This is a genomic window from Streptomyces sp. VRA16 Mangrove soil (assembly GCF_017377775.1).
In the GTDB taxonomy this organism is placed as follows: Bacteria; Actinomycetota; Actinomycetes; order Streptomycetales; family Streptomycetaceae; genus Streptomyces.
Genome location: NZ_JAFVLN010000003.1, coordinates 352,268 through 377,254, shown reverse-complemented (window position 1 = coordinate 377,254; position 24,987 = coordinate 352,268). Strand labels below are relative to the sequence as shown.

Sequence of the window (24,987 nt, the reverse complement as noted above, 5' to 3'; positions counted from 1 at the left end):
GCGGTATGGCAGCCCGTCCTGACAAGCCCGTCCTGACAAGCCCGTCCTGACAAGCCCGTCCTGACAAGCTCGTTCTGACTAGCCCGCTCTGGCAAGCCCGTCCTGACATGCCCGTCCTGACATGCCCGAGGGGCGACTCCCCCCGTGGGAGCCGCCCCTCAAGTTCCTTGCGTGCGGGCCTACTTCTTGCCCAGCAGGTCCTCCACCTTGCCGCGGATCTCGTCCGTGGCCAGACCCCGGATCGTCAGGGTCGTGCGGCGGCGCAGCACGTCGTCCGCCGTCTCGGCCCACTCGTGGTCCCGGGCGTAGGCGACCTGCGCCCAGATCTCCGGGGCGTCCGGGTGGACGCGCTCGGCCAGCTCCGGGTTCTCGTTCGCCAGGCGCGCGATGTCGAAGGCCAGCGAGCCGTAGTGCGTCGCCAGGTGCTTGGCCGTGTCGGCGGCCATGCGAGGGCCGGGCGCCGGGTTGTCGACCAGGAGGCGGTGCGCGACGGCCCGCGGGTTGGCGACGCCGGGCAGCGGCATCCGCTTCGGCAGCTCGTTGATCGGCTCGAAGTCGTCCCCGAGCGGGTGGCCCGGCAGCGACTCCAGCTTCTTCATGACCGTACGGCCGATGTGGCGGAAGGTGGTCCACTTGCCGCCCGCGACGGACAGCATGCCGCCCGTGCCCTCGGTGACGACCGTCTCGCGCTTGGCCTTGGAGGTGTCGCCCGGGCCGCCTGGCAGCACGCGCAGACCCGCGAACGAGTACGTGATCAGATCCCGCTTCAGCTGCTGGTCACGGACGGAGAAGGCGGCCTCGTCCAGGATCTGGTCGATGTCCTTCTCGGTGACCGACACGTCGCGCGGGTCGCCCTCGTACTCCTCGTCGGTCGTACCGAGCAGCAGCATGTCCTCCCAGGGGAGGGCGAAGGTGATGCGGTACTTGTCGATGGGCGTGGCCAGCGCGGCCTTCCACTGCGACGTCCGCTTCAGGACCAGGTGCGCGCCCTTGGACAGACGGATGGAGGGGGCCGCGTTCGGGTCCTCCATCTTCCGCAGGTGGTCGACCCACGGGCCGGTCGCGTTCAGCACCAGGCGGGCGCTGACCCCGAACTCGTCGCCGCTCGTGCGGTCCTTGAGCTCGGCGCCCGTGACCCGGCCGCGGGTGAAGCGCAGGCCGGTGACCTCGGCGTGGTTGAGGACCACGGCACCGGCGTCGACCGCCGCGCGTACGGTCATCAGCGCCATCCGCGCGTCGTTCATCTGGTCGTCGCCGTACACGGCCACGGCCTTCAGGTTCTCCGTGCGCAGCTCCGGCACGTCCTGCTGCGCCTTGGCGGGGGAGAGCAGGTGGCCGACGCCGTCGCCGAACGCCGACAGCGCGCTGTACGCGAAGACTCCCGCGCCCAGCTTGGCCGCGCCGTGCGGGCCGCCCTTGTACACGGGGAGGTAGAAGGTGAGCGGGTTGGCGAGGTGCGGTGCCACGGTGCGCGACACCGCACGCCGCTCGAAGTGGTTCTCCGCGACCAGCTTCACCGCGCCGGTCTGCAGGTAGCGCAGACCGCCGTGGAGCAGCTTCGATGACGCGGAGGAGGTCGCCCCGGCGAAGTCGCCGGCGTCGACCAGGGCCACCCTGAGACCGGACTGCGCGGCGTGCCAGGCAGTGGAGATGCCCAGGATGCCGCCGCCGATGACCAGGAGGTCGTACGTCGCCTTGGAAAGCTGCTCGCGGGTCTCGGCGCGGCTCGGGTTGGAGCCGGCGACCGGGTGCGTTCCGAGGGCAGGCACGGTCTGCAGGGTGGGGGTACTCATGTGGGGTCTTACTCCTCGACAGAGCTGTCTTCGAGCCAGCCCATGGACCGTTCGACGGCCTTGAGCCAGCTCTTGTACTCACGGTCACGGATGGCCGCGTCCATGCGGGGGGTCCACTCCGCGGCCCGCCGCCAGTTGGCGCGCAGGTCGTCGGTGCTGGACCAGAAGCCGACGGCGAGACCGGCGGCGTAGGCGGCGCCGAGGCAGGTCGTCTCGGCCACCATCGGGCGCACCACCGGGGCGTCCAGGAAGTCCGAGAGGGTCTGCATCAGCAGGTTGTTGGAGGTCATGCCGCCGTCGACCTTGAGCGCGGTCAGCTCGACGCCGGAGTCCTTCGTCATGGCGTCGGTGATCTCGCGGGTCTGCCAGGCGGTGGCCTCGAGGACGGCACGCGCGATGTGCGCCTTGGTGACGTAGCGGGTCAGACCCGCGATCACGCCGCGCGCGTCGGAGCGCCAGTACGGGGCGAACAGGCCGGAGAAGGCGGGCACGAAGTACGCGCCGCCGTTGTCCTCGACCGAGGACGCCAGCGTCTCGATCTCGGCGGCCGACTTGATCAGGCCCATCTGGTCGCGCATCCACTGCACCAGCGAACCGGTGACGGCGATCGAGCCCTCCAGGGCGTAGACCGGCTTCTGGTCGCCGATCTGGTAGCCGACCGTGGTCAGCAGGCCCGAGTAGGAGTTGATGGCCTTGTCACCGGTGTTCATCAGCATGAAGGTGCCGGTGCCGTACGTGGACTTGGCCTCGCCCTCGGCGAAGCAGGTCTGGCCGAACAGGGCCGCCTGCTGGTCACCGAGCGCCGAGGCGACCGGGATGCCGCCGAGTACGTCGCCGAGCGTGCCGCCGGTGACCTCGCCGTAGACCTCGGCGGAGGACCGGATCTCCGGCAGCATCTCCATCGGGACGCCGATGGAGGAGCAGATGCGCTCGTCCCACTGCATCTCGTGCAGGTTCATCAGCAGGGTGCGGGAGGCGTTGGTGACGTCGGTGACGTGCTTGCCGCCGTCGACACCACCGGTCAGGTTCCAGATGACCCAGGTGTCCATGGTGCCGAAGAGGATGTCGCCGCGCTCGGCGCGCTCGCGCAGGCCCTCGACGTTGTCGAGCAGCCAGCGGGCCTTGGGGCCGGCGAAGTACGAGGCCAGCGGCAGGCCGGTCTCGCGGCGGAAGCGGTCCTGTCCGACGTTGCGCCCGAGCTCCTTGCACAGGGCGTCGGTGCGGGTGTCCTGCCAGACGATGGCGTTGTGGACGGGCTCACCGGTGTTCTTGTCCCAGAGCAGCGTCGTCTCGCGCTGGTTGGTGATGCCGATGGCCTTGATGTCGTCGCGGGTGATGCCGGCCTTCTGGATGGCCCCGGCGACGACCTCCTGGACGTTGGTCCAGATCTCGTTCGCGTCGTGCTCGACCCAGCCCGGCTTCGGGAAGATCTGCTCGTGCTCCTTCTGGTCGACGGAGACGATGCGTCCGTCGCGGTCGAAGACGATGCAGCGGCTGGAGGTGGTGCCCTGGTCGATGGCCGCGATGAACGGGCCTGCGGTGTGTGCGTCGGTCACGTGGTGCTCCTCGTCGAACGTGCGGTGGTCGGTGTCGGTGGCGTCGCTCAGAACAGCTTGTAGATCAGTCCGGCGAGCGCGCCGCCGATGAGCGGGCCTGCCACCGGAATCCACGCGTACGACCAGTCCGAACCACCCTTGTTGGGCAGCGGGAGCAGCGAGTGGACGATGCGCGGGCCGAGGTCACGGACCGGGTTGATCGCGTAACCGGTCGGACCGCCGAGCGAGAGACCGATGCTGACGACGACGAACGAGGTGATCAGGGCGCCGAGGACGCCGAGGCCGTTGCCGTTGTCGTTGAGGCCCTGCGTGAGGATCGCCAGGACCAGCACGACGGTGGCGATGATCTCCGTGACCAGGTTCTGCACCGCGTTCCGGATCTCCGGGCCGGTGGAGAAGATGCCGAGGACCGGGCCGGCCTTGGGCGCCGCCTTCGGGTCGACCATGCCCTCCTCGCCGTTGTTCGCGTGCGCCTCCAGGACCGCCTGGTCCGTCAGGTGCGCCTGGAACTGGCCGTAGTACACGATCCACACGAGAACCGCGCCGATCATGGCGCCGAGCAGCTGCGACGCCAGGTAGAGCGGTACGTCGCTCCACTTGGTGCCGCCCTCGATGGCCAGGCCGATCGTGACCGCCGGGTTGAGGTGCGCACCGGAGACGCCGCCGACCATGTAGGCGCCGGTCAGGACCGCGAAGCCCCAGCCGAACGCGATGGCGACCCAGCCGGCGTTGAACGCCTTCGACCGCTTGAACGTGACGGCGGCGCAGACGCCACCGCCCAGCAGAATGAGTACGGCGGTACCGATGGTCTCGCCGAGGAAGATGTCGTGGCTGGACACCCGCGACTCCTTTGTCCTTCGTCCAGGGGAATACCCGAGTAGCGAACCCCCGGGTCCCTTTCCGGTGGTCCGAGCCCCGTAAGGGGGCGGGTTGCGGCCTGGCCTGTCCACACTCTAACGCGTATTGCCGGTAGGTGTTCGACAATGCCGACCGATGGACGCGAGTCTCGCCCCGCGTTCACTGCCTCGTCAAGGGTCCTGTTATCGAAAGCACGATCGTTATTGATCGTTCCCGCCTATCGGTGTTCGCACCCTCGCTGGTGTTCCTCGATCGTCGCGCGGATCCGTGCAGGCTGCACCTTGAAGGGCCGGGAAAAGATCGGCGACACGTCAAAGCCCCGTCCGGGGACGGGGCTTGAGAGGGTGCGCGAGGCGGCGCGCGGGACGGCTCAGAAGCGGCTGGCGCCCAGATCGCGGGAGACGGCACGGGCGCAATCCCGTACGGCGGCGATGAGTTCGGGGCGCAGCGCCCCCTCCTCGTCGGCCTTGCAGACCCGCTCCACGGCGCCGGTGATGCCGACCGCGCCCACCGGCATCCGGTGCCGGTCGTGGATCGGCGCCGCGACCGAGGCCACGCCCTCCCATGTCTCCTCGACGTCGGCGGCGTACCCGCGCGCGCGGGTCAGATCGAGCACCGCCTCGAACTCCCCGAGCTCGCAGACCGTCTTGGCGGTGAACTCCTTGCGCTCCGTGTCCACGACCTCGCTGTGCGCGACCGGGTCGTACGCGGTGATGACCTTGCCCAGTGCCGTCGAGTGCAGCGGCTGCATCGCCCCCACCTCCAGGACCTGCCGACTGTCATCGGGCCGGAACACATGGTGAACGATCAACACACCCTGCTGGTGCAGGACTCCGAGATAGACGGCCTCGCCGCTGGAGCGGGCCAGGTCGTCGGTCCACACGAGGGCGCGGGCGCGCAGCTCGTGCACGTCCAGATAGCTGTTGCCCAGGCGCAGCAGCTCCGCGCCCAACTGGTAACGGCCCGATGCCGCGTCCTGCTCCACGAAGCCCTCGGCCTGCAGCGTGCGCAGGATGCCGTGCGCGGTGCCCTTGGCCAGGCCGAGCGCCGACGCGATGTCCGAGAGACCGAGTCGCCGCTCGCCGCCCGCGAGGAGCCGCAGCATCGCCGCGGCCCGTTCGAGCGACTGGATGTTGCGTGCCATCGCAGTCCCTTTCCTCCTCGGTCCTCTCACCTTGCCGGGCTCTTGCACGTTCGGCAATGCTGAACAGTATCGGTCGTTGCCGACCTCTGCTCATGCGGCGTGAGCCTACATTTCAGCCTGTTTCTCGTTACCGCCCGCTTCAGGACAGTGTGACGTGGTGCCGCCGTGTGGCGGTCCGGCCAGTGGACGCCTGTACGGAAGGACCATGGTCCCGGCTACCCTGACCGGGTGCGCCTCCGGCAAGTGGAGGCGCAAAGCCGACAGCCGTCGCACCCAGGGAGCTCTTTCATGGCCTCGTTGCCTACGCCCGCAGCTGCTACTACCGCCGGCGGTCCCCGCGCCCGCGTGGACGCCCTCCGCCAGGCCCTCGCCACCCGTGTCGTGGTGGCCGACGGCGCGATGGGCACCATGTTGCAGGCGCAGGATCCCACGCTCGAGGACTTCCAGGACCTCGAGGGCTGCAACGAGATCCTGAACGTCACCCGCCCCGACATCGTCCGCTCGGTCCACGAGGCGTACTTCTCCGTCGGCGTGGACTGCGTCGAGACCAACACCTTCGGCTCGAACTTCACGGCATCCAGTGAGTACGAGATCGCCGACCGGATCGTGGAGCTGTCCGAGGCCGGCGCCCGCATCGCCCGCGAGGTCGCCGACGAGTTCACGGCGCGGACCGGGCAGCAGCGCTGGGTGCTCGGCTCCATCGGCCCCGGCACCAAGCTGCCCTCGCTGGGCCACATCGACTACGCCACGATCCGCGACGGCTACCAGCAGAACGCCGAGGGCCTGCTCGCGGGCGGCGCCGACGCGCTGATCGTCGAGACGTCGCAGGACCTGCTGCAGACCAAGTCGTCCCTGATCGGCGCCCGCCGCGCCATGGAAGCCCTGGGCGTCTCGGTCCCGCTGATCTGCTCCCTCGCCTTCGAGACGACCGGCGTGATGCTGCTCGGCTCCGAGATCGGCGCCGCGCTGACCGCCCTGGAACCGCTGGGCATCGACCTGATCGGCCTGAACTGTTCGACGGGCCCCGCCGAGATGAGCGAGCACCTGCGCTACCTCGCGCAGCACTCCTCGACGCCGCTGATGTGCATGCCGAACGCCGGTCTGCCGATCCTGGGCAAGGACGGCGCGCACTTCCCGCTGACCCCGCCGGAGATGGCGGACGCGCAGGAGAACTTCATCAAGAACTACGGGCTGCAGCTGATCGGCGGCTGCTGCGGCTCCACGCCCGAGCACCTGCGCCAGGTCGTCGAGCGGGTCCGCGACATGACCCCGCCGCAGCGCTCGCCGCGCCCCGAGCCGGGCGCCGCCTCCCTCTACCAGACCGTGCCGTTCCGCCAGGACACCGCGTACATGGCGATCGGTGAGCGCACCAACGCCAACGGTTCGAAGAAGTTCCGCGAGGCCATGCTGGAGGCCCGCTGGGACGACTGCGTGGAGATGGCCCGCGACCAGATCCGCGAGGGTGCGCACATGCTCGACCTGTGCGTCGACTACGTCGGCCGGGACGGCGTCGCGGACATGAAGGAGCTGGCGGGACGTTTCGCCACCGCCTCCACCCTCCCCATCGTCCTGGACTCGACCGAGGTCGACGTCCTCCAGGCCGGCCTGGAGAAGCTGGGCGGCCGCGCGGTCATCAACTCGGTGAACTACGAGGACGGCGACGGCCCCGAGTCCCGCTTCGCGAAGGTCACCCGGCTGGCCCAGGAGCACGGCGCCGCGCTGATCGCGCTGACCATCGACGAGGAGGGCCAGGCCCGCACCCCGGAGAAGAAGGTCGAGATCGCCGAGCGGCTGATCGACGACCTGACCGGGAACTGGGGCATCCGCGAGTCGGACATCCTCATCGACACCCTGACCTTCACCATCTGCACGGGCCAGGAGGAGTCCCGGGGCGACGGCATCGCGACGATCGAGGCGATCCGCGAGCTGAAGAAGCGCCACCCCGACGTCCAGACGACCCTGGGCCTGTCGAACATCTCCTTCGGCCTGAACCCGGCCGCCCGCATCGTGCTGAACTCGGTCTTCCTCGACGAGTGCGTCAAGGCGGGCCTGGACTCGGCCATCGTGCACGCCTCGAAGATCCTGCCGATCGCGCGGTTCGACGAGGAGCAGGTCAAGACCGCCCTCGACCTGATCTACGACCGGCGCAGCGAGGGCTACGACCCGCTGCAGAAGCTGATGGAGCTCTTCGAGGGCGCCACCGCGAAGTCGCTGAAGGCGGGCAAGGCCGAGGAGCTGGCCGCCCTCCCGCTGGAGGAGCGCCTCAAGCGCCGCATCATCGACGGCGAGAAGAACGGCCTGGAGGCCGACCTCGACGACGCGCTCACCACGACGCCCGCCCTGGACATCGTCAACGACACCCTCCTCGACGGCATGAAGGTGGTCGGCGAGCTCTTCGGCTCCGGCCAGATGCAGCTGCCGTTCGTGCTCCAGTCCGCCGAGGTCATGAAGAACGCGGTGGCCTACCTGGAGCCGCACATGGAGAAGTCGGACGCCGAGGGCAAGGGCACCATCGTGCTGGCCACCGTGCGCGGCGACGTCCACGACATCGGCAAGAACCTCGTCGACATCATCCTGTCCAACAACGGCTACAACGTCGTCAACCTCGGCATCAAGCAGCCCGTCTCCGCGATCCTGGAGGCCGCCGAGGAGCACCGGGCCGACGTCATCGGCATGTCGGGCCTCCTGGTCAAGTCCACGGTGATCATGAAGGAGAACCTGGAGGAGCTCAACCAGCGCAAGCTGGCGGCCGACTACCCGGTGATCCTGGGCGGCGCCGCCCTCACCCGCGCCTACGTCGAGCAGGACCTGCACGAGATCTACGAGGGCGAGGTCCGCTACGCCCGCGACGCGTTCGAGGGCCTGCGCCTGATGGACGCCCTGATCGCGGTCAAGCGCGGCGTGCCCGGCGCCACCCTGCCCGAGCTCAAGCAGCGCCGGGTCAAGGCGTCCGCCACGGTCGTCGAGGAGCGGCCCGACGACAGCGCGGGGCCGGTGCGCTCCGACGTCGCCGTCGACAACCCGGTGCCCGAGCCGCCGTTCTGGGGCACCCGCGTCATCAAGGGCATCCAGCTCAAGGAATACGCCTCCTGGCTCGACGAGGGCGCCCTCTTCAAGGGCCAGTGGGGCCTGAAGCAGGCGCGCACCGGCGACGGGCCGACGTACGAGGAGCTGGTGGAGACCGAGGGCCGCCCGCGGCTGCGCGGCTGGCTCGACAAGCTGCACACCGACAACATGCTGGAAGCGGCCGTCGTCCACGGCTACTTCCCGTGCGTGTCCAAGGGCGACGACCTGATCATCCTGGACGAGTCCGGCACCGAGCGCACCCGCTTCACCTTCCCGCGCCAGCGCCGCGGCCGCCGGCTCTGCCTGGCCGACTTCTTCCGCCCGGAGGAGTCCGGCGAGACGGACGTCGTCGGGCTCCAGGTCGTCACCGTCGGCTCGAAGATCGGTGAGGCCACCGCCGAGCTGTTCGCCTCCGACTCCTACCGCGACTACCTCGAACTCCACGGCCTGTCCGTGCAGTTGGCCGAGGCCCTCGCCGAGTACTGGCACGCCCGCGTCCGCTCCGAGCTGGGCTTCTCCGGCGAGGACCCGGCCGCGATGGAGGACATGTTCGCCCTGAAGTACCGGGGTGCCCGCTTCTCCCTCGGCTACGGCGCCTGCCCGAACCTGGAGGACCGCGCGAAGATCGCCGACCTGCTCCAGCCGGAGCGGATCGGCGTCCACCTCAGCGAGGAGTTCCAGCTGCACCCCGAGCAGTCCACCGACGCCATCGTCATCCATCACCCCGAGGCGAAGTACTTCAACGCGCGTTAGCCGGCACGGCCGTACACTGGTCGGTCCAGCGCAGGCCGGTCCCCGGAAGGGGGCCGGCCTCTTCGTCCCTCATGGAGGTGTGCACGGATGACCTCTACGGTTCCCGCACTCGGTACCCGAACGGCCGACGGTTCCACGCTTCAGGCCGTGCTCCTGGACATGGACGGAACCCTCGTCGACACGGAAGGGTTCTGGTGGGACGCCGAGGTGGCCGTCTTCGCCGCACTCGGCCACACCCTCGACGACGCCTGGCGGGAGGTCGTCGTCGGCGGCCCCATGAGCCGCAGCGCCGGCTTCCTCATCGAGGCCACCGGCGCCGACATCACGCTGCCCGAGCTGACCGGGCTCCTCAACGACGGCTTCGAGCGGCGCATCAGCCGGTCGCTGCCGCTGATGCCCGGAGCCGCGAGACTCCTCGCCGAACTCGCCGCGCAGCGGGTGCCCACCGCGCTCGTCTCCGCCTCGCACCGCCGCATCATCGACCGCGTCCTGCACTCGCTCGGACCGGCCAACTTCCACCTCACCATCGCCGGTGACGAGGTCTCCAGGACCAAGCCGCACCCCGACCCGTACCTGATCGCCGCGGCGGGACTCAGCGCCGAGCCGGAGCGCTGCGCCGTCATCGAGGACACCGCCACCGGGGTCGCCGCCGCAGAGGCCGCGGGCTGCCACGTCGTCGCCGTACCCTCCGTCGCGCCCATCGAGGCGGCCCACCGGCGCACCGTCGTGCCCTCCCTCGAACACGTCAACCTGCCTTTCCTGCACGGCCTCATGACGCCCTGACAGATACCGGCCGGACCCGCGGCCCCGGGCGGGCCGGGGCCGAAGTACCGCACCGGTTAACCCAGTTGGAAGTGTGACCTTTCCCACTCTCCTGGGTCTCGACAGGTGTACCCGGGCGTGCCGAGTGCCCGCTTTTCGCCCCCTCCGGCGCGCCCATGTGTCCCGATTGGTGGCCGCCTGCGCCGAACCTTCCTCCTGAGGTGTTTTCAGTGCGTCCACGTCCGGTTCCACAGCGTGATGGGCCCCCGGATCCGGCGCCTGTGGCCCCCGGCCGCGGGCCCATTAATGTCGTCGCGAGAACATCGCCCCACCCCTCGTGTCCCGGCCGCCCACACCGCGGCGGTGCCGAGTGGGTCAAGCTCTGGAGAACGTCGAGCATGAACCGCAAGACACTGGTGCTGTCGGCCGCGATCGGCCTGCTCGCTCCCGCGCTGGCCGCGTGCGGAGGCTCGGACGGCGGCAGTGATGGCGACGCCATCGTGGTGGGTACGACGGACCAGTTCGAGGTCACCTCCGACGCTCCGGCCCCCTTCGACCCGGCCTATTCCTACGACGCGGCCGTGTGGAACGTCCTGCGGCAGACCTTCCAGACCCTGGTGTCCGTGCCCAAGGGCGGCGGCGAACCGGTGCCGGACGCCGCGCAGAGCTGCTCCTTCACCGACAGCGGCAGCGAGCGCTACGCGTGCACGCTGCGCAAGGGCCTCGAATTCTCCGACGGCCGGCCGATGACGGCCGCCGACGTGAAGTACTCGATCGACCGGGTCCTCGACATCGACAGCGACAGCGGCATCTCCGGTCTGCTGTCCACGGTCGACACCGTGGAGGTCGTCGGCAAGCGCCAGGTCGTCTTCCACCTCAACACGTCGGACGCCACCTTCCCGTACAAGCTGGCCACGCCGGCCGCTGCCATCGTCAACCCCGACCACTACGCGAAGAAGAAGCTGCGCGACGGCTTCGACATCGACGGCTCGGGCATCTACACGCTCAAGACCCAGGTCGAGCACGGCAAGGTCGTCAAGGCGGTCTTCACCAAGAACCCGCACTACAAGGGCGACGCGAAGGCCAAGAGCGACAAGGTCGAACTGCGCTCGATGGCCAGCGCCGACGCCATGGAGACGTCGCTGGAGAAGGGCGACATCGACGTGATGAGCCGCCAGCTGACGCCCGACCAGATCGCGAAGTTCTCGGCCAAGGCCCCCGACGGCATCAACTTCATCCAGTCGCCGGGCCTGGAGACGAACTTCCTCGGCTTCGCCCTCGACAACGGCGAGGTGCGCAACAAGGCAGTCCGCCAGGCCATCGCCCAGGTCGTCGACCGGGGCCAGATAGCCTCCGAGGCCTACAAGTCCACGAGCGAGTCGCTGTACTCGCTCGTCCCCGCCGGCATCGCCGGCCACGCCAACTCCTTCTTCAACAAGTACAGCGACCCGGACAAGGGCAAGGCGGCCGCGATCCTGCGCGACGCGGGCATCACCACCCCCGTCGCGCTCTCGCTGCACTACACCCAGGACCACTACGGCCCGGTCATGAAGAAGCAGTTCGAGCTGCTGCGCGAGCAGCTCAACGACAGCGGTCTGTTCAAGGCGGAGATCCACGAGACCAAGACCTGGACGAAGTTCCGCGCCGAGCAGCTCGACGGCAAGTACCAGGTCTACGGCATGGGCTGGGTCGCCGACTTCCCGGACGCCGACAACTTCCTGGCGCCGTTCCTCGACAAGGACAACTTCCTCAAGTCGACGTACGTCAACAACACCGTCCGGCGCGACCTCATCCCCGCCTCCCGCCGGGAGGCGGACCGGATGACGGCGTCCAAGACCCTGGGACGGATCCAGAACATCGTCGCCGACGACGTCCCCGTGCTGCCGCTGACCCAGAGCAAGCAGTACATCGCGACACGGGACGACATCACCGGCGCAGAGTGGGCCCTGTCCGCCACCTCCGAACTCCAGCTGTGGGAGCTGGACCGCGGCGTCAGCGGCTGAGCCCCAGCGGGGCGGTCCGAAGCCGCGGCCGCCCCGCCGCCCCACCCCGACCGACGACAAGGCACGTACGTGAGAATGCGCAACCAGTGGCTCGTCCCGCCCCTCGGGGTCGGCCTGGCCGCCGCACTGCTGACCGGCTGTGGTTCGGACGACGGTGAGAACGCCGGGAGCGGCGACGCCGTCGTCGTCGGCATGTCCGACGACGTGCAGGCCACCGACCCGGCCTCCGGCTACGACCCGGGGTCATGGCTGCTGTTCAACAACGTCTTCCAGTCCCTGCTCAGCTTCCCCAGCGGCAGCACCGAGCCGGAACCGGAGGCCGCCAAGGAGTGCCACTTCAGCAACGGCACCACCGTCTACACGTGCACGCTGCGCGACGGCCTGGAGTTCAGCAACGGTGACGCGCTCACCTCGAAGGACGTCAAGTTCTCCTTCGACCGCATGATGAAGATCGATGACGACGCCGGTCCGGCCGTCATGTTCCCCATGCTGGACAAGGTGCTCGCGCCGAACGACAAGACCGTCGTCTTCAAGCTCAAGTACGCCGACGCCACCTTCCCCAGCAAGATCGCCTCCGGCGCCGGTTCGATCGTCGACCGCCGCGAGTACCCCGCCGACAAGCTGCGCACCGACGGCAAGGCCGTCGGCTCGGGCCCGTACAGGCTCGACTCATACAGCAAGAACGAAGCGGACTTCTCGGTCAACGCCACGTACAACGGCACCGCCGAGGTCAAGAACTCCGGCGTCACCCTGAAGTTCTTCCACGGCGACCAGGCCGCCCTGAAGAAGTCGCTGCTCGACGCCGATGTCGACGTCGCCTACCGCGGCCTCGCCGCGAAGGACATCTCCGGCATCAGGGAGTCGGACAGCACGGACATCGACATCGTCCAGGGCTCCAGCGCCGAGGTCCAGCACCTGGTCTTCAACATGAACGACCCGGTCGTCGGCAAGCTCGCCGTGCGCAAGGCGATGGCCTACCTCATCGACCGCGACGCCCTCATCAGCGACGTCTACGACAACACCACGACGTCGCTGTACTCGATCATCCCGGCGGGCATCACCGGCCACAACACCGCGTTCTTCGACACGTACGGGGACCGCCCGGACCGGGCCAAGGCGCAGGCCGCGCTGCGCGCCGACGGCATCACCGGCAAGGTCAAGCTGACGCTCTGGTCCACGCCGTCACGCTACGGCCCGGCCACCGACGCCGAGTTCAAGGCGATCGCCAAGCAGCTCAACGCCAGCGGTCTGTTCGACGCCGACGTCAAGTCCGTCGAGATCTCCCAGTACGAGCGGGACATCGCGTCCGGCAAGTACGGCGTCTACGTCAAGGGCTGGGTGCCCGACTACCCGGACCCGGACAACTTCACCCAGCCGTTCTTCGGCAAGGGCAACGTCCTCGGCAACAACTACGACAACAGCACCATCACGAACACCATCGTCCCGGACACGGCCGCCCAGACCGACCGCTCCGGCACGACCGAGGAGTACGAGCGGCTGCAGGACATCGTCGCCCAGCAGCTGCCGATCCTCCCACTGTGGCAGGCCAAGCAGTACGCGCTCGTCCGCGACGGCGTCTACGGCCTGGAGAACTGCCTCGACGCGTCCACCGTCTTCCGGTTCTGGGAGATCAGCAAGAGCTGACGCGCCGCGCGATACGTACAGGAAGGCGGCGGCCACCGAAAGGTGACCGCCGCCTTCTGCCGTCAGGGGAGCGCGGGCCGCTACTGCGCGCCGGGGCGGACCAGCCCGCTCTCGTACGCGTACACCGCGGCCTGCACCCGGTCGCGCAACCCCAGCTTCGTCAGCACATGGCCGACGTGGGTCTTCACGGTCGTCTCGCTCACGAACAGGTCGGCGGCGATCTCCGCGTTGGACAACCCGCGCGCGACGAGCTTGAGCACCTCGACCTCGCGCTCGGTCAGGGTGTGCAGCGTGTCCGGCACGGGCTCGTCGCCCGACGGCAGATGATCCGCGTACTTGTCGAGCAACCGGCGCGTGATGCTCGGCGCCAGCATCGCCTCACCGGCCGCCACCACCCGGATCGCCTGCACCAGCTCATTGGCCGGCGCGTCCTTCAGCAGGAAGCCGCTGGCGCCGGCCCTCAGCGCCTCGACGACGTACTCGTCCAGATCGAAGGTCGTCAGCACCAGCACCTTCGCCGGGCCGTCCCGCCCCGGGCCGGTGATCTGCCGGGTCGCCTCGACCCCGTCCATCCGCGGCATCCGGATGTCCATCAGCACCACGTCGGGCTGGAGCGCGCGCACCTGGTCGAGGGCCTGCAGGCCGTCCCCGGCCTCACCGACGACCGCGATGTCCTGCTCGGCCTCCAAAATCATGCGGAAGCCCGTACGCAGCAGCGGCTGGTCATCGACCAGTAGGACACGGATCGCCACGAAACACTCCTTCGATAGTCCGGCCCCATTCTGCCCTGCTACGCCTCCGCCGACTCGGCCGCCCTCGGGGGGACGGTCACCTGGAGCGGATACGGCGGGGGAGTACCGCCGAACTCCGGGCAGACCGCCTGGTGATCGCACCAGCCGCACAGCTTCGTCGGCCGCGGCCGCCACTCCCCGCTCTCCGTCGCCTGCTGGATCGCCTCCCACAGCGCGTGCAGCTTCCGCTCGACCCGCTCCAGGTCCGAGATCACCGGGTCGTACGTGATGACGTCGCCGCTGCCCAGGTACACCAGCTGGAGCCGGCGCGGCACGACACCCTTCAGGCGCCACACCACCAGCGCGTAGAACTTCATCTGGAACAGCGCGCCCTCGGCGTACTCGGGGCGCGGCGCCTTGCCCGTCTTGTAGTCCACGATGCGGACCTCGCCGCTCGGCGCCACGTCGACCCGGTCGATGATCCCGCGCAGCTTCAGCCCCGAGTCCAGCTCGGCCTCGACGAACAGCTCCCGCTCGGCGGGCTCCAGGCGCGTCGGGTCCTCCAGCGTGAACCAGCGCTCGACCAGCTGCTCGGCATCGCCCAGCCAGCGGGTCATCCGCTCGCCCTCGGGGTCGTCCGCGAACAGCTCGCCCAGCTCGGGCCGGGACTCCCGCAGCCGGTCCCACTGGCCCGGGATCAGCGACTTGGCGAGCGGCGCGGTGCGCTCGAGCGCGGGGGAGTCGAAGAGTCTCTCCAGCACGGCATGGACCAGCGTGCCCCGGGTAGCCGCCTCACTCGGCTTCTCCGGCAGCTTGTCGATCACCCGGAACCGGTACAGCAACGGGCACTGCATGAAATCGCTCGCGCGCGACGGCGACAGCGACGCCGGCCGCGCGGCGGGCTTCTCGGGGCCGCTCACAGGGCCCGTCTCGGTACTGGTCTCCATGCCTCACCACGTTACGGCCCGGCACTGACAGTCAGGCACCCGCGCGCAGTCCGGCGTCTTGCGTAGCGTGGCGCGGGGGAGTCGGCGGGGGCCGACGGACACCGTCCGCATACCATCGACGCCAGAACGTCCCGCCCGGCGGCGGGAGACGCTTCGAACGAGGGGACCGAGGGATCACCGTGGACGAGAGCGGGCAGCCGCAGTCCGGCACCGGCGAGGCGACGCCGCCCGCGGACCACACCGGGGAGCGCCCCGCGCCGCCCTTTGCCGGCCGGACGCCCTCCGCCGCCCCGGAGACCGGGGCGGGGGCCGCAGGGACGGTGTCAGGGACCAAGGCCGAGGTGACGGCGTCCGACGGGACGCAGCCCGGAACCCCGGCCGACGAGACGTCCGGGACCGAGGCCGACGAGACAGGGACGGCGCGGGCCGCCGCCTCCCCGCCTCCCGAACCCGGCTCCGGCCGCGACGCGGATCCCGAAGCCTCCGAGGCAACGGGCGAGGCAATGGGCGAGGGCCCGGAAGGCCCGGGGCCCGGCACCGCGCCCCGAGCCGACGACGACCGCCCGGCACCGGCCGACGCGCCCGCCACCCCCGAGCCGCAGAGCACGGCGCCGCACCCCCTCGGCACGCACGACCGGCATCCCGAGCGCACCGCCGCCCACTCCGGCAACCGCAAGGGACCCACGAAACCGCCTGAACCGCGCGGCGGACTGCTCATGGGCAAGCCCTTCGGGGTTCCCGTGTACGTGGCCCCCAGCTGGTTCCTCGTGGCCGCCCTCATCACCTGGGTGTTCGGCGGACAGCTGGACCGCGTGCTGCCCGAGCTGGGCGCCGCCCGCTACCTCGTCGCCCTCTTCTTCGCGGTCGCCTTCTACGCCTCCGTGCTCGTCCACGAACTCGCCCACACCGTCGCCGCCCTCCGCTTCAAGCTTCCGGTGCGCCGGATCCGGCTGCAGTTCTTCGGCGGCGTCTCCGAGATCGAGAAGGAGTCCGAGACCCCGGGCCGCGAGTTCGTCCTCGCCTTCGTCGGCCCGCTGCTCTCCCTGGTCCTGGCCGGTGTCTTCTACGTCGCCATGAAGGCCGTCGAGCCCGGCACCGTCCCCGGCGTGCTGCTCGCGGGCCTCATGATCTCCAACCTCATCGTCGCCGCGTTCAACCTGCTGCCCGGTCTGCCCCTGGACGGCGGCCGGATGCTCCGCGCCGTCGTCTGGAAGATCACCGGCAACGCCATGAGCGGCACCGTCGCCGCCGCCTGGGTCGGCCGCGCCCTCGCCGTCGCCGTCCTCATCGGCCTGCCCCTGCTCACCCAGTCCGGCGCCCTCGGCCAGAACGCCGAGGACGTCAGCGGCATGGACACCGTCACCGACGCGCTCCTGGCCGCCATCCTCGCCGCGATCATCTGGACCGGCGCGGGAAACAGCCTGCGCATGGCCCGGCTGCGCGAACACCTCCCGGAGCTGCGCGCCCGCACCCTCACCCGCCGCGCCGTCCCCGTCGAGCACGCCACCCCGCTCTCCGAGGCCCTGCGCCGCGCCAACGAGGCCGGGGCCCGCGCCCTCGTCGTCGTCGACCCCGACGGCGAACCCCGCTCCATCGTCCGCGAGGCCGCCATCGTCGGCGTCCCCGAGCACCGCCGCCCCTGGGTCGCGGTCAGCGGGCTCGCCCAGGACCTCACCGACGGGATGCGCGTCTCCGCCGAGCTCGCCGGAGAGGAACTCCTCGACACCCTGCGCGCGACCCCGGCCACCGAGTACCTGGTGGTGGAGGAGAACGGCGCGATCTACGGCGTGCTGTCCGCGGCCGACGTGGAGCGCGCCTTCGTGAAGGCCATGGCCCGCCCCTCGTAGGCACGCCGTGGTCGGCGGCCCGCGCCGGGCCCGGTAGGCTGGTCACATGTCCGAACCGACCGGTGCCGCCCGCCGACGCGGGCCCTTCAAGGTCGGGGACCAGGTTCAGCTGACCGACCCCAAGGGCCGCCACTACACGTTCACGCTCGAAGAGGGAAAGAACTTCCACACCCACAAGGGTTCCTTCCCGCACGACGAGCTGATCGGCGCTCCCGAGGGCAGCGTTGTCCGCACCACCGGAAACGTCGCCTACCTCGCGCTGCGCCCCCTGCTCCCCGACTACGTCCTGTCCATGCCCCGCGGCGCCGCCGTGGTCTACCCCAAGGACGCGGGGCAGATCCTCGCCTTCGCCGACATCTTCCCCGGCGCACGCGTCGTGGAGGCGGGCGTGGGCTCCGGCTCGCTGAGCAGCTTCCTGCTGCGCGCCATCGGCGACGACGGCATGCTGCACTCCTACGAGCGCCGCGAGGACTTCGCCGAGATCGCCAAGGGCAACGTGGAGCGCTACTTCGGTGGCCCGCACCCCGCCTGGCAGCTCACCGTCGGCGACCTCCAGGACAACCTGACCGACACGGACGTCGACCGTGTCATCCTCGACATGCTCGCCCCCTGGGAGTGCCTGGACGTCGTCTCCAAGGCGCTCGTCCCCGGCGGCATCCTGTGCTGCTACGTGGCCACCACCACGCAGCTCGCCCGCACCGTCGAGTCCATCCGTGAGATCGGCTGCTTCAACGAGCCGACCTCGTGGGAGTCGATGATCCGCAACTGGCACGTGGAGGGCCTCGCGGTCCGCCCCGACCACCGGATGATCGGTCACACCGGCTTCCTCCTCACCGCCCGCCGCCTCGCGGACGGCGTCGAGCCGCCCATGCGCCGCCGCCGCCCCGCCAAGGGCGCGTACGGCGAGGACTACGACGGCCCGAACGCCGACGGCGGCAACCGAGGCCGCTGACCCGGCCCCGGCCGCGCGCACCTCGTAGAACGCGCACAGCCCGTACCTCTCGTACACCACGTACAACCTCACAACGCACCGGCGCCGCCGCCGAGTTCCTCCCGAAGAACGGGAACTCGGCGGTGGCGTCCGCACGTTGGCACTCCGGCAGCAGTGTGCTCTCAGGTCACCGCACAAACTCCGGACCCCGGCGTTCCACTCCACTGTGACGTATGGCACGATGCTGGCCACCCCCACCGGCACAGCCCTCACGGGAGACACGCCTAGTGCAGCAGCCCCATCGGCAGACGACCCCGGAACTGGCGCACACCACCACCCGCCCCATCCACTGGCTGGCCACCGCGGCAGCCCTCGCCGCCGTCGTCGCGGCCTCCGGCTTCCTGCAGCCGGACTCCGCCACCGCGGCCCAGGTCGACACCAAGTCGCCCACCCCGCAGGCCCACGCCGTCGCGCCGCCCGACCCGGCCGCGGTCCACTTCCCGCTGAACTGCGGACCGGTCAAGGTCCTGGTCCAGAAGAAGGCCACCGGTGACCTCGACGGGGACGGCAGACCCGAGACCGTCGCGGTCGTCCGCTGCGACGCGGGCTCCGGCACCCCGCCCAACGGGGTCTATGTACTCACCCAGCCCGCCGGCGCCAAGCCCCGCATCGTCGCCACGCTCGTCGACCCGAAGGACTCCTTCACCGTCACCGGTCTGACCGTGCGTGACGGAGCGGTCACCGCGAGCCTCGACGGCTACTCGTCGCCCGACGTGCCGCGCTACCAGCCGGACGTCCACGACAAGGCCAAGTGGCAGTGGCGGAACGGGGCGTTCGTCCGCTCCACCCCCGCGGCGGCGCAGAGCGCCTGACGCCGGGCCCGACGCCCCCGACGCCAAGGGCCCCGCACACCGGATCATCGGTGCGCGAGGCCCTTTCGGCTGTCGCGGGGCGGCCGCCGCGGCTTCTGTCGTCCGCCGGCGGCCCGTAGGTCACCCGTTGGTCATTCCGCGTCCGGCCCGTAGACCTCGACGCTGTCCGAAATCCGCCGTACGTGAATGCAGTCACCCGGGCACTCCTTCGCCGACGCCACGACGTCGACGAGGAGCGGCAGCGGCACGGGCGTCACCGCCCCCGGGTCCTGCAGCAGCTCGTCGTCCGCGCTCTTCACATAGGCAAGGCCGTCGATGTCCAACTCGAAGACCTCGGGCGCGTACTGGGCACAGATCCCGTCGCCGGTGCACAGGTCCTGGTCGATCCAGACCTCCAGATCCTCGCCGGTGACGATGCCGGATCCGGCCTCTTGCTGCACGGTCATGCTCTCCTGCCGTTCCCTGGGTCCTGCTCTGCCGCACTGTCCGGAAACCGACTCCACAAGAGCAAGTCGGGCCAGCCCTGACGGGTGTTGAACGCTTCGACCCTACAACCGCCCGCTTTCCGATGTTGATGGCTGGGTATTCCACTGGCGTGAGGGAGAGCGCAAGGGTGAAGATCGGACACACCCCGACCGTCTTTGTGATCTAGGGGTTTCAATCGACACCCGCCCAGGTAGGGTCTGGAAGCGTCCAGCTCCCCTTGGAGGAGGTGAGGACCGTGGCAGCCCACGACGACGACATCAACCGCGGCATCCGCCCGGGACGAGGGTCCGACGACCCTGCCGGACAGATTGCCTATCTCGAGCAGGAAATCGCCGTCCTGCGGCGCAAGCTCGCCGACTCTCCGCGTCATACGAGGATTCTCGAAGAGCGGATCGTCGAGCTGCAGACCAACCTGGCCGGCGTGTCCGCCCAGAACGAACGGCTCGCCAACACGCTCCGCGAGGCCCGCGACCAGATCGTGGCCCTCAAGGAAGAAGTCGACCGGCTCGCACAGCCGCCGGCAGGCTTCGGAGTCTTCCTCACAGCGAATGAGGACGGCACCGCCGACATCTTCACCGGCGGCCGCAAACTCCGCGTGAACGTGAGCCCAAGCGTCGAGCTCGAAGAGCTCAGGCGCGGCCAGGAAGTAATGCTCAACGAAGCGCTCAACGTGGTCGAGGCCATGGAGTTCGAGAGCGTCGGCGACATCGTCACCCTCAAGGAGATCCTCGAGGACGGCGAGCGCGCCCTCGTCACCGGGCACACCGACGAGGAGCGGGTGGTGAGGCTCGCCGAGCCTCTCCTGGACGTCACCATCCGCCCCGGCGACGCCCTTCTTCTCGAACCCCGATCCGGCTATGTCTACGAAGTCGTACCGAAGAGCGAAGTAGAGGAACTCGTCCTCGAAGAGGTCCCGGACATCGGCTACGACCAGATCGGCGGCCTGGGCAACCAGATCGAGCTGATCCGGGACGCCGTCGAGCTCCCCTACCTCTACCCGGACCTCTACAGGGAGCACGAGCTGCGGCCGCCCAAGGGCGTACTGCTCTACGGGCCCCCCGGATGCGGCAAGACGCTGATCGCCAAGGCGGTCGCCAACTCCCTCGCCAAGAAGGTCGCGGAAGTGACCGGGCAGGGACAGGGCAAGAGCTTCTTCCTCAACATCAAGGGTCCCGAGCTTCTCAACAAGTACGTCGGTGAGACCGAGCGGCAGATCCGCCTCGTCTTCCAGCGCGCTCGCGAGAAGGCCAGCGAGGGCACCCCGGTCATCGTCTTCTTCGACGAGATGGAGTCGCTGTTCAGGACCCGCGGGTCCGGCGTCAGCTCGGACGTGGAGAACACCATCGTCCCGCAGCTGCTCGCCGAGATCGACGGCGTGGAGGGCCTGCAGAACGTGGTGGTGATCGGTGCCTCGAACCGCGAGGACATGATCGACCCCGCCATCCTGCGGCCCGGACGACTCGATGTGAAGATCAAGATCGAGCGCCCGGACGCCGAAGCGGCCAAGGACATCTTCGGCAAGTACCTCACCGAGCGCCTCCCGCTGCACTCCGACGACCTCGGTGAGCACGGAAGCGACAAGGCCGCCACCGTCCACGCCATGATCCAGACGGCAGTGGAACACATGTACGCGGAATCCGAGGAAAACCGCTTCCTGGAAGTCACGTACGCCAATGGCGACAAGGAAGTCCTGTACTTCAAGGACTTCAACTCCGGCGCAATGATCGAGAACATCGTCGGCCGCGCCAAGAAGATGGCCATCAAGGCATTCCTCGACCAGAACCAGAAGGGCCTCAGGGTCTCCCACCTGCTCCAGGCTTGCATCGACGAGTTCAAGGAGAACGAGGACCTTCCCAACACCACCAACCCGGACGACTGGGCCCGGATCTCCGGAAAGAAGGGCGAGCGGATCGTCTACATCCGCACCCTTGTCACCGGAAAGCAGGGCGCGGACACCGGACGCTCCATCGACACGGTGGCCAACACCGGTCAGTACCTGTAAAAAACAGGTCGGCTGCGGGTGCCCGAAGCGGGTACCCGCAGCCCACTGTTTTTCCAGGCGCCCTTCAGGGAACGACCAGGCGACCAGCCGCCCGATGTCGGAGCGAAGCAATGACGCAAATGATCTCCCCACCAGCGCAAAGGCGTTCTAGGCTCTTCCATGCCGCCGAGTCGCGCCGTGCGGGGACGGGCACCGCACACGCACCGGAGAACCAGCGGTACTTGAGCGCCGCCCCCGACCGAGGGCGCCGCCGGGCAAGGAGGGCCGCATGACCGTACGGCGAGTAATGGGCATCGAGACCGAGTACGGGATCTCCGTGCCCGGCCACCCCAACGCCAATGCCATGCTCACCTCGTCCCAGATCGTCAACGCCTACGCCGCGGCGATGCACCGGGCCCGCAGGGCCCGCTGGGACTTCGAGGAAGAGAACCCGCTGCGCGACGCCCGAGGCTTCGACCTCGCCCGCGAGGCCGCCGACTCCAGCCAGCTCACCGACGAGGACATCGGCCTGGCCAACGTCATCCTGACCAACGGCGCGCGCCTCTACGTCGACCACGCACACCCCGAGTACAGCTCCCCGGAGCTCACCAACCCCCGCGACGCCGTCCTCTGGGACAAGGCCGGCGAGCGCATCATGGCCGAGGCCGCCGAGCGGGCCGCCCAGCTCCCCGGTGCCCAGCCCATCCACCTGTACAAGAACAACACCGACAACAAGGGCGCCTCCTACGGGACGCACGAGAACTATCTGATGAAGCGGGAGACCCCCTTCTCGGACATCGTGCGCCACCTGACGCCGTTCTTCGTCTCCCGCCAGGTCGTGACCGGCGCGGGCCGTGTCGGCATCGGCCAGGACGGTCACGAGCACGGCTTCCAGATCAGCCAGCGCGCCGACTACTTCGAGGTCGAGGTCGGCCTGGAGACCACGCTCAAGCGCCCGATCATCAACACCCGCGACGAGCCGCACGCGGACGCGGAGAAGTACCGCCGGCTGCACGTGATCATCGGCGACGCGAACCTCTCCGAGATCTCGACGTACCTGAAGCTCGGCACGACCGCCCTGGTCCTCTCCATGATCGAGGACGGCTTCATCGCTGTCGACCTGGCCGTGGACCAGCCGGTCCGCACCCTCCACCAGGTCTCGCACGACCCCACCCTCCAGCACCTGATCACGCTCCGCAGCGGCCGGACACTCACCGCTGTCCAGCTCCAGATGGAGTACTTCGAGCTCGCCAGGAAGTACGTCGAGGAGCGCTTCGGCGCCGACGCCGACGACCAGACCAAGGACGTGCTGTCCCGCTGGGAGGACGTCCTCGGCCGCCTGGAGTCCGACCCGATGAGCCTGTCCGGCGAGCTCGACTGGGTCGCCAAGCGCGAGCTCATGGAGGGCTACCGGCGCCGCGACGGCCTGGACTGGGACGCCGCCAAGCTGCACCTCCTCGACCTCCAGTACGCGGACGTACGCGCCGAGAAGGGCCTGTACAACCGTCTGGCGGCCCGCGGCAAGATGAAGCGCCTCCTGGACGAGAGCGAGGTCGAGCGGGCCCGTACGAAGCCTCCCGAGGACACCCGGGCGTACTTCCGCGGCCGCTGCCTGGAGCAGTACGCGGACGACGTCGCCGCGGCCTCCTGGGACTCGGTGATCTTCGATCTGCCGGGCCGCGACTCCCTCCAGCGCGTCCCAACCCTCGAACCCCTTCGCGGAACGCGTAATCACGTGAAGGAGCTGCTCGACCGGTGCCGGACGGCCGAGGATCTGGTCCGGGTGCTGTCCGGCGGCTGAAAAGCCGGGCGAAGGGGAATCACAGAGGTGGGCCCCGCACGTTGAACGAAGTGCGGGGCCGATGTCAGAGCCGACTTGTAGGGTTCTGATCACGAACGACCTGTATCTCGAACCGAGCGGGGTGAGCTGAGATGGCGACCAAGGACACCGGCGGCGGGCAGCAGAAGGCGACGCGTTCCACCGAGGAGGTCGAGGAGCAGGCGCAGGACGCGCAGGCTTCCGAGGACCTCAAGGAGCGCCAGGAGAAGCTGAGCGACGATGTCGACTCGGTTCTGGACGAGATTGACGATGTCCTCGAGGAGAATGCGGAGGATTTCGTGCGGAGTTTCGTTCAAAAGGGCGGCCAGTAGGGCTATTCAACCTTCGAATCGAAGGGGTGGGGGTTGAGTGGCGGACTGGGCGGAAACGAAGTGTTGCTCGCGGTGCCGAGAGGTCAAACCGCGGGCGGCCTTCGCTGGAAATCGGGCTGGTCGTGAAGGTCTCCAGGCTTACTGTCGCGCATGCTGGGCCGTGTATCACCAGGAGCGGCAGCTCGCCAGGGGGAGGAACGTCAGGCCGAAGGTGCCGACTCCGGACGGGCACAAGTACTGCCGTCCGTGCGGGGAGATCAAGCCGCACAGCGAGTGGCATCGAAACGCAAGCGCGTCAGATGGTCTGTCGACGAGCTGTAAGTCTTGCCGGGCGGCCAAGGGGCGGGCCGGTCACCTGAAGCGCCAGTACGGCATCACCGAAGCCGGGCGCGACGAGCTGATCGCCTCCCAAGTAGGCGTCTGCTGTATCTGCTTGGCGGCCGTGCCGGAGCATGTGGATCATTGCCACGAGACGGGTAGGGTCCGTGGCGTACTGTGCTTCAGCTGCAATGCAGCCCTGGGGCAGTTCAAGGATCGGCCCGACGTGATGAGACGGGCCGCCGCATACGTGGAAGGAAACGTGTGGAAGCCAACCCTCGTAGCACCGGGCGTCTACCAGCTGCCTTCCTGACGCCCGGGTCGTCGTCCTTCATGGACTTCCTGTCGGAGCATCAGCCCGAAATGCTGCCGGGCAACCGGCAGTTGCCGCCGATGCAGGGCGTCATCGAGGCCCCGCACGGCACGACCATCGTGTCCGTCACGTTCCCCGGGGGCGTGGTGCTCGCCGGTGACCGGCGGGCGACGATGGGCAACGTCATCGCGCAGCGGGACATCGAGAAGGTCTTCCCGGCGGACGAGTACTCGGCCGTCGGCATCGCCGGCACCGCCGGTCTGGCCGTCGAGATGGTCAAGCTCTTCCAGCTGGAGCTGGAGCACTTCGAGAAGGTCGAGGGCGCCCAGCTGTCCCTGGAGGGCAAGGCCAACCGGCTGTCGACCATGATCCGGTCGAACCTCGGGATGGCCATGCAGGGCCTTGCCGTCGTACCGCTGTTCGCCGGGTACGACGTGGACCGCGAGAGAGGACGGATCTTCTCCTACGACGTCACGGGCGGCCGCAGCGAGGAGCACGGTTACGCGGCGACGGGGTCCGGTTCGGTCTTCGCGCGCGGGGCGATGAAGAAGCTCTACCGCGGCGATCTGACGGAGGAGCAGGCGACGACGCTGGTCGTGCAGGCGCTGTACGACGCGGCGGACGACGACTCGGCGACGGGTGGCCCCGACATGGCGCGGCGGATCTTCCCGATCGTCACGGTGATCACGGAGGACGGGTTCCGGCGGCTGTCGGACGACGAGTCGTCCGAGATCGCACGGTCGATCCTGGAGCGCCGTCTCGAGCAGCCGGACGGCCCGCGGGCCGCTCTGCTGTGAGCTGACCGCCTCTTTGTTGCCCAGTCACTGAGTC

19 protein-coding genes are annotated in these 24,987 nt (G+C 69.2%); 12 read left to right on the top strand and 7 right to left on the bottom strand.

The window, feature by feature from the left end; all coding sequences use genetic code 11:
* Positions 1 to 179: 179 nt before the first annotated feature.
* The 4 genes from J3486_RS11110 to J3486_RS11095 form a co-directional block, all read right to left on the bottom strand.
* Positions 180 to 1,793 (bottom strand): glycerol-3-phosphate dehydrogenase/oxidase, encoded by a 1,614-nt coding sequence (locus J3486_RS11110; RefSeq protein WP_207820042.1) that lies wholly within the window; start codon positions 1,791 to 1,793, stop codon positions 180 to 182.
* A gap of 8 nt (positions 1,794 to 1,801) precedes the next feature.
* Positions 1,802 to 3,349, bottom strand: a complete 1,548-nt coding sequence (gene glpK / locus J3486_RS11105) for a glycerol kinase GlpK (protein WP_207820041.1) — start codon at positions 3,347 to 3,349, stop codon at positions 1,802 to 1,804.
* A gap of 47 nt (positions 3,350 to 3,396) precedes the next feature.
* On the bottom strand, positions 3,397 to 4,188 hold the full coding sequence (locus J3486_RS11100) for an MIP/aquaporin family protein (protein ID WP_207820040.1): 792 nt from the start codon (positions 4,186 to 4,188) through the stop codon (positions 3,397 to 3,399).
* A 389-nt stretch (positions 4,189 to 4,577) separates the two neighbouring features.
* Entirely contained in the window at positions 4,578 to 5,351 is a 774-nt protein-coding gene (locus tag J3486_RS11095) for an IclR family transcriptional regulator (RefSeq protein ID WP_207820039.1), read from the bottom strand.
* Between the two features lie 288 nt (positions 5,352 to 5,639).
* On the opposite strand from J3486_RS11095, the gene metH reads away from it, so the two are divergent.
* The 4 genes from metH to J3486_RS11075 all read left to right on the top strand — a co-directional run bounded on the left by metH (position 5,640) and on the right by J3486_RS11075 (position 13,579).
* Positions 5,640 to 9,170 carry a methionine synthase gene (gene metH, locus J3486_RS11090; protein ID WP_207820038.1) on the top strand — a complete coding sequence of 1,177 codons (3,531 nt, stop codon included), beginning with the start codon at positions 5,640 to 5,642 and terminating at the stop codon, positions 9,168 to 9,170.
* A gap of 87 nt (positions 9,171 to 9,257) precedes the next feature.
* Positions 9,258 to 9,953: an HAD family phosphatase gene (locus tag J3486_RS11085; RefSeq protein ID WP_207820037.1), complete on the top strand. Its 696-nt coding sequence runs from the start codon at positions 9,258 to 9,260 to the stop codon at positions 9,951 to 9,953.
* A gap of 377 nt (positions 9,954 to 10,330) precedes the next feature.
* Positions 10,331 to 11,935, top strand: coding sequence for an ABC transporter substrate-binding protein (locus tag J3486_RS11080; RefSeq protein ID WP_207820036.1), 1,605 nt, complete (start codon positions 10,331 to 10,333; stop codon positions 11,933 to 11,935).
* Positions 11,936 to 12,004: 69 nt separating this feature from the next.
* On the top strand, positions 12,005 to 13,579 hold the full coding sequence (locus tag J3486_RS11075) for an ABC transporter substrate-binding protein (protein ID WP_207820035.1): 1,575 nt from the start codon (positions 12,005 to 12,007) through the stop codon (positions 13,577 to 13,579).
* Positions 13,580 to 13,659: 80 nt separating this feature from the next.
* On the opposite strand, the gene J3486_RS11070 is transcribed toward J3486_RS11075, so the two are convergent.
* Positions 13,660 to 14,331, bottom strand: coding sequence for a response regulator transcription factor (locus J3486_RS11070; RefSeq protein WP_018535046.1), 672 nt, complete (start codon positions 14,329 to 14,331; stop codon positions 13,660 to 13,662).
* A 38-nt stretch (positions 14,332 to 14,369) separates the two neighbouring features.
* Positions 14,370 to 15,257 carry a RecB family exonuclease gene (locus tag J3486_RS11065; protein ID WP_207820034.1) on the bottom strand — a complete coding sequence of 296 codons (888 nt, stop codon included), beginning with the start codon at positions 15,255 to 15,257 and terminating at the stop codon, positions 14,370 to 14,372.
* 179 nt (positions 15,258 to 15,436) lie between these two features.
* On the opposite strand from J3486_RS11065, the gene J3486_RS11060 reads away from it, so the two are divergent.
* The 3 genes from J3486_RS11060 (at position 15,437) to J3486_RS11050 (ending at position 18,907) form a co-directional block, all read left to right on the top strand.
* Positions 15,437 to 17,104 carry a site-2 protease family protein gene (locus tag J3486_RS11060; protein WP_207820033.1) on the top strand — a complete coding sequence of 556 codons (1,668 nt, stop codon included), beginning with the start codon at positions 15,437 to 15,439 and terminating at the stop codon, positions 17,102 to 17,104.
* A 46-nt stretch (positions 17,105 to 17,150) separates the two neighbouring features.
* The gene (locus tag J3486_RS11055; RefSeq protein ID WP_207820032.1) at positions 17,151 to 18,056 is read left to right on the top strand and encodes a tRNA (adenine-N1)-methyltransferase; all 906 of its coding nucleotides are present in this window, start codon (positions 17,151 to 17,153) and stop codon (positions 18,054 to 18,056) included.
* A 266-nt stretch (positions 18,057 to 18,322) separates the two neighbouring features.
* Positions 18,323 to 18,907 carry a hypothetical protein gene (locus J3486_RS11050; RefSeq protein WP_207820031.1) on the top strand — a complete coding sequence of 195 codons (585 nt, stop codon included), beginning with the start codon at positions 18,323 to 18,325 and terminating at the stop codon, positions 18,905 to 18,907.
* 131 nt (positions 18,908 to 19,038) lie between these two features.
* Here the strand turns inward: J3486_RS11050 and J3486_RS11045 are convergent, their stop codons facing one another.
* Entirely contained in the window at positions 19,039 to 19,353 is a 315-nt protein-coding gene (locus J3486_RS11045; RefSeq protein ID WP_207820030.1) for a ferredoxin, read from the bottom strand.
* 275 nt (positions 19,354 to 19,628) lie between these two features.
* On the opposite strand from J3486_RS11045, the gene arc reads away from it, so the two are divergent.
* From arc to prcB, 5 genes are all read left to right on the top strand, one after another.
* Positions 19,629 to 21,395 (top strand): proteasome ATPase, encoded by a 1,767-nt coding sequence (gene arc / locus J3486_RS11040; protein ID WP_207820029.1) that lies wholly within the window; start codon positions 19,629 to 19,631, stop codon positions 21,393 to 21,395.
* A gap of 268 nt (positions 21,396 to 21,663) precedes the next feature.
* Positions 21,664 to 23,175 carry a depupylase/deamidase Dop gene (dop, locus tag J3486_RS11035; protein ID WP_207820028.1) on the top strand — a complete coding sequence of 504 codons (1,512 nt, stop codon included), beginning with the start codon at positions 21,664 to 21,666 and terminating at the stop codon, positions 23,173 to 23,175.
* 131 nt (positions 23,176 to 23,306) lie between these two features.
* The gene (locus J3486_RS11030; protein WP_016325855.1) at positions 23,307 to 23,525 is read left to right on the top strand and encodes a ubiquitin-like protein Pup; all 219 of its coding nucleotides are present in this window, start codon (positions 23,307 to 23,309) and stop codon (positions 23,523 to 23,525) included.
* 37 nt (positions 23,526 to 23,562) lie between these two features.
* Entirely contained in the window at positions 23,563 to 24,156 is a 594-nt protein-coding gene (locus tag J3486_RS11025; RefSeq protein WP_207820027.1) for an endonuclease VII domain-containing protein, read from the top strand.
* Entirely contained in the window at positions 24,108 to 24,953 is an 846-nt protein-coding gene (gene prcB / locus J3486_RS11020) for a proteasome subunit beta (RefSeq protein WP_207820026.1), read from the top strand. The genes J3486_RS11025 and prcB overlap by 49 nt, the downstream gene beginning before the upstream one ends.
* Positions 24,954 to 24,987 lie beyond the last annotated feature (34 nt).

Bases quoted from the DNA above. Each gene is read 5' to 3' on its own strand.
- J3486_RS11110 (WP_207820042.1), bottom strand. From the start codon at position 1,793: ATGAGTACCCCCACCCTGCAGACCGTGCCTGCCCTCGGAACGCACCCG.
- J3486_RS11095 (WP_207820039.1), bottom strand. From the start codon at position 5,351: ATGGCACGCAACATCCAGTCGCTCGAACGGGCCGCGGCGATGCTGCGG.
- metH (WP_207820038.1), top strand. From the start codon at position 5,640: ATGGCCTCGTTGCCTACGCCCGCAGCTGCTACTACCGCCGGCGGTCCC.
- J3486_RS11085 (WP_207820037.1), top strand. From the start codon at position 9,258: ATGACCTCTACGGTTCCCGCACTCGGTACCCGAACGGCCGACGGTTCC.
- J3486_RS11080 (WP_207820036.1), top strand. From the start codon at position 10,331: ATGAACCGCAAGACACTGGTGCTGTCGGCCGCGATCGGCCTGCTCGCT.
- J3486_RS11065 (WP_207820034.1), bottom strand. From the start codon at position 15,257: ATGGAGACCAGTACCGAGACGGGCCCTGTGAGCGGCCCCGAGAAGCCC.
- J3486_RS11055 (WP_207820032.1), top strand. From the start codon at position 17,151: ATGTCCGAACCGACCGGTGCCGCCCGCCGACGCGGGCCCTTCAAGGTC.
- J3486_RS11045 (WP_207820030.1), bottom strand. From the start codon at position 19,353: ATGACCGTGCAGCAAGAGGCCGGATCCGGCATCGTCACCGGCGAGGAT.
- dop (WP_207820028.1), top strand. From the start codon at position 21,664: ATGACCGTACGGCGAGTAATGGGCATCGAGACCGAGTACGGGATCTCC.
- J3486_RS11030 (WP_016325855.1), top strand. From the start codon at position 23,307: ATGGCGACCAAGGACACCGGCGGCGGGCAGCAGAAGGCGACGCGTTCC.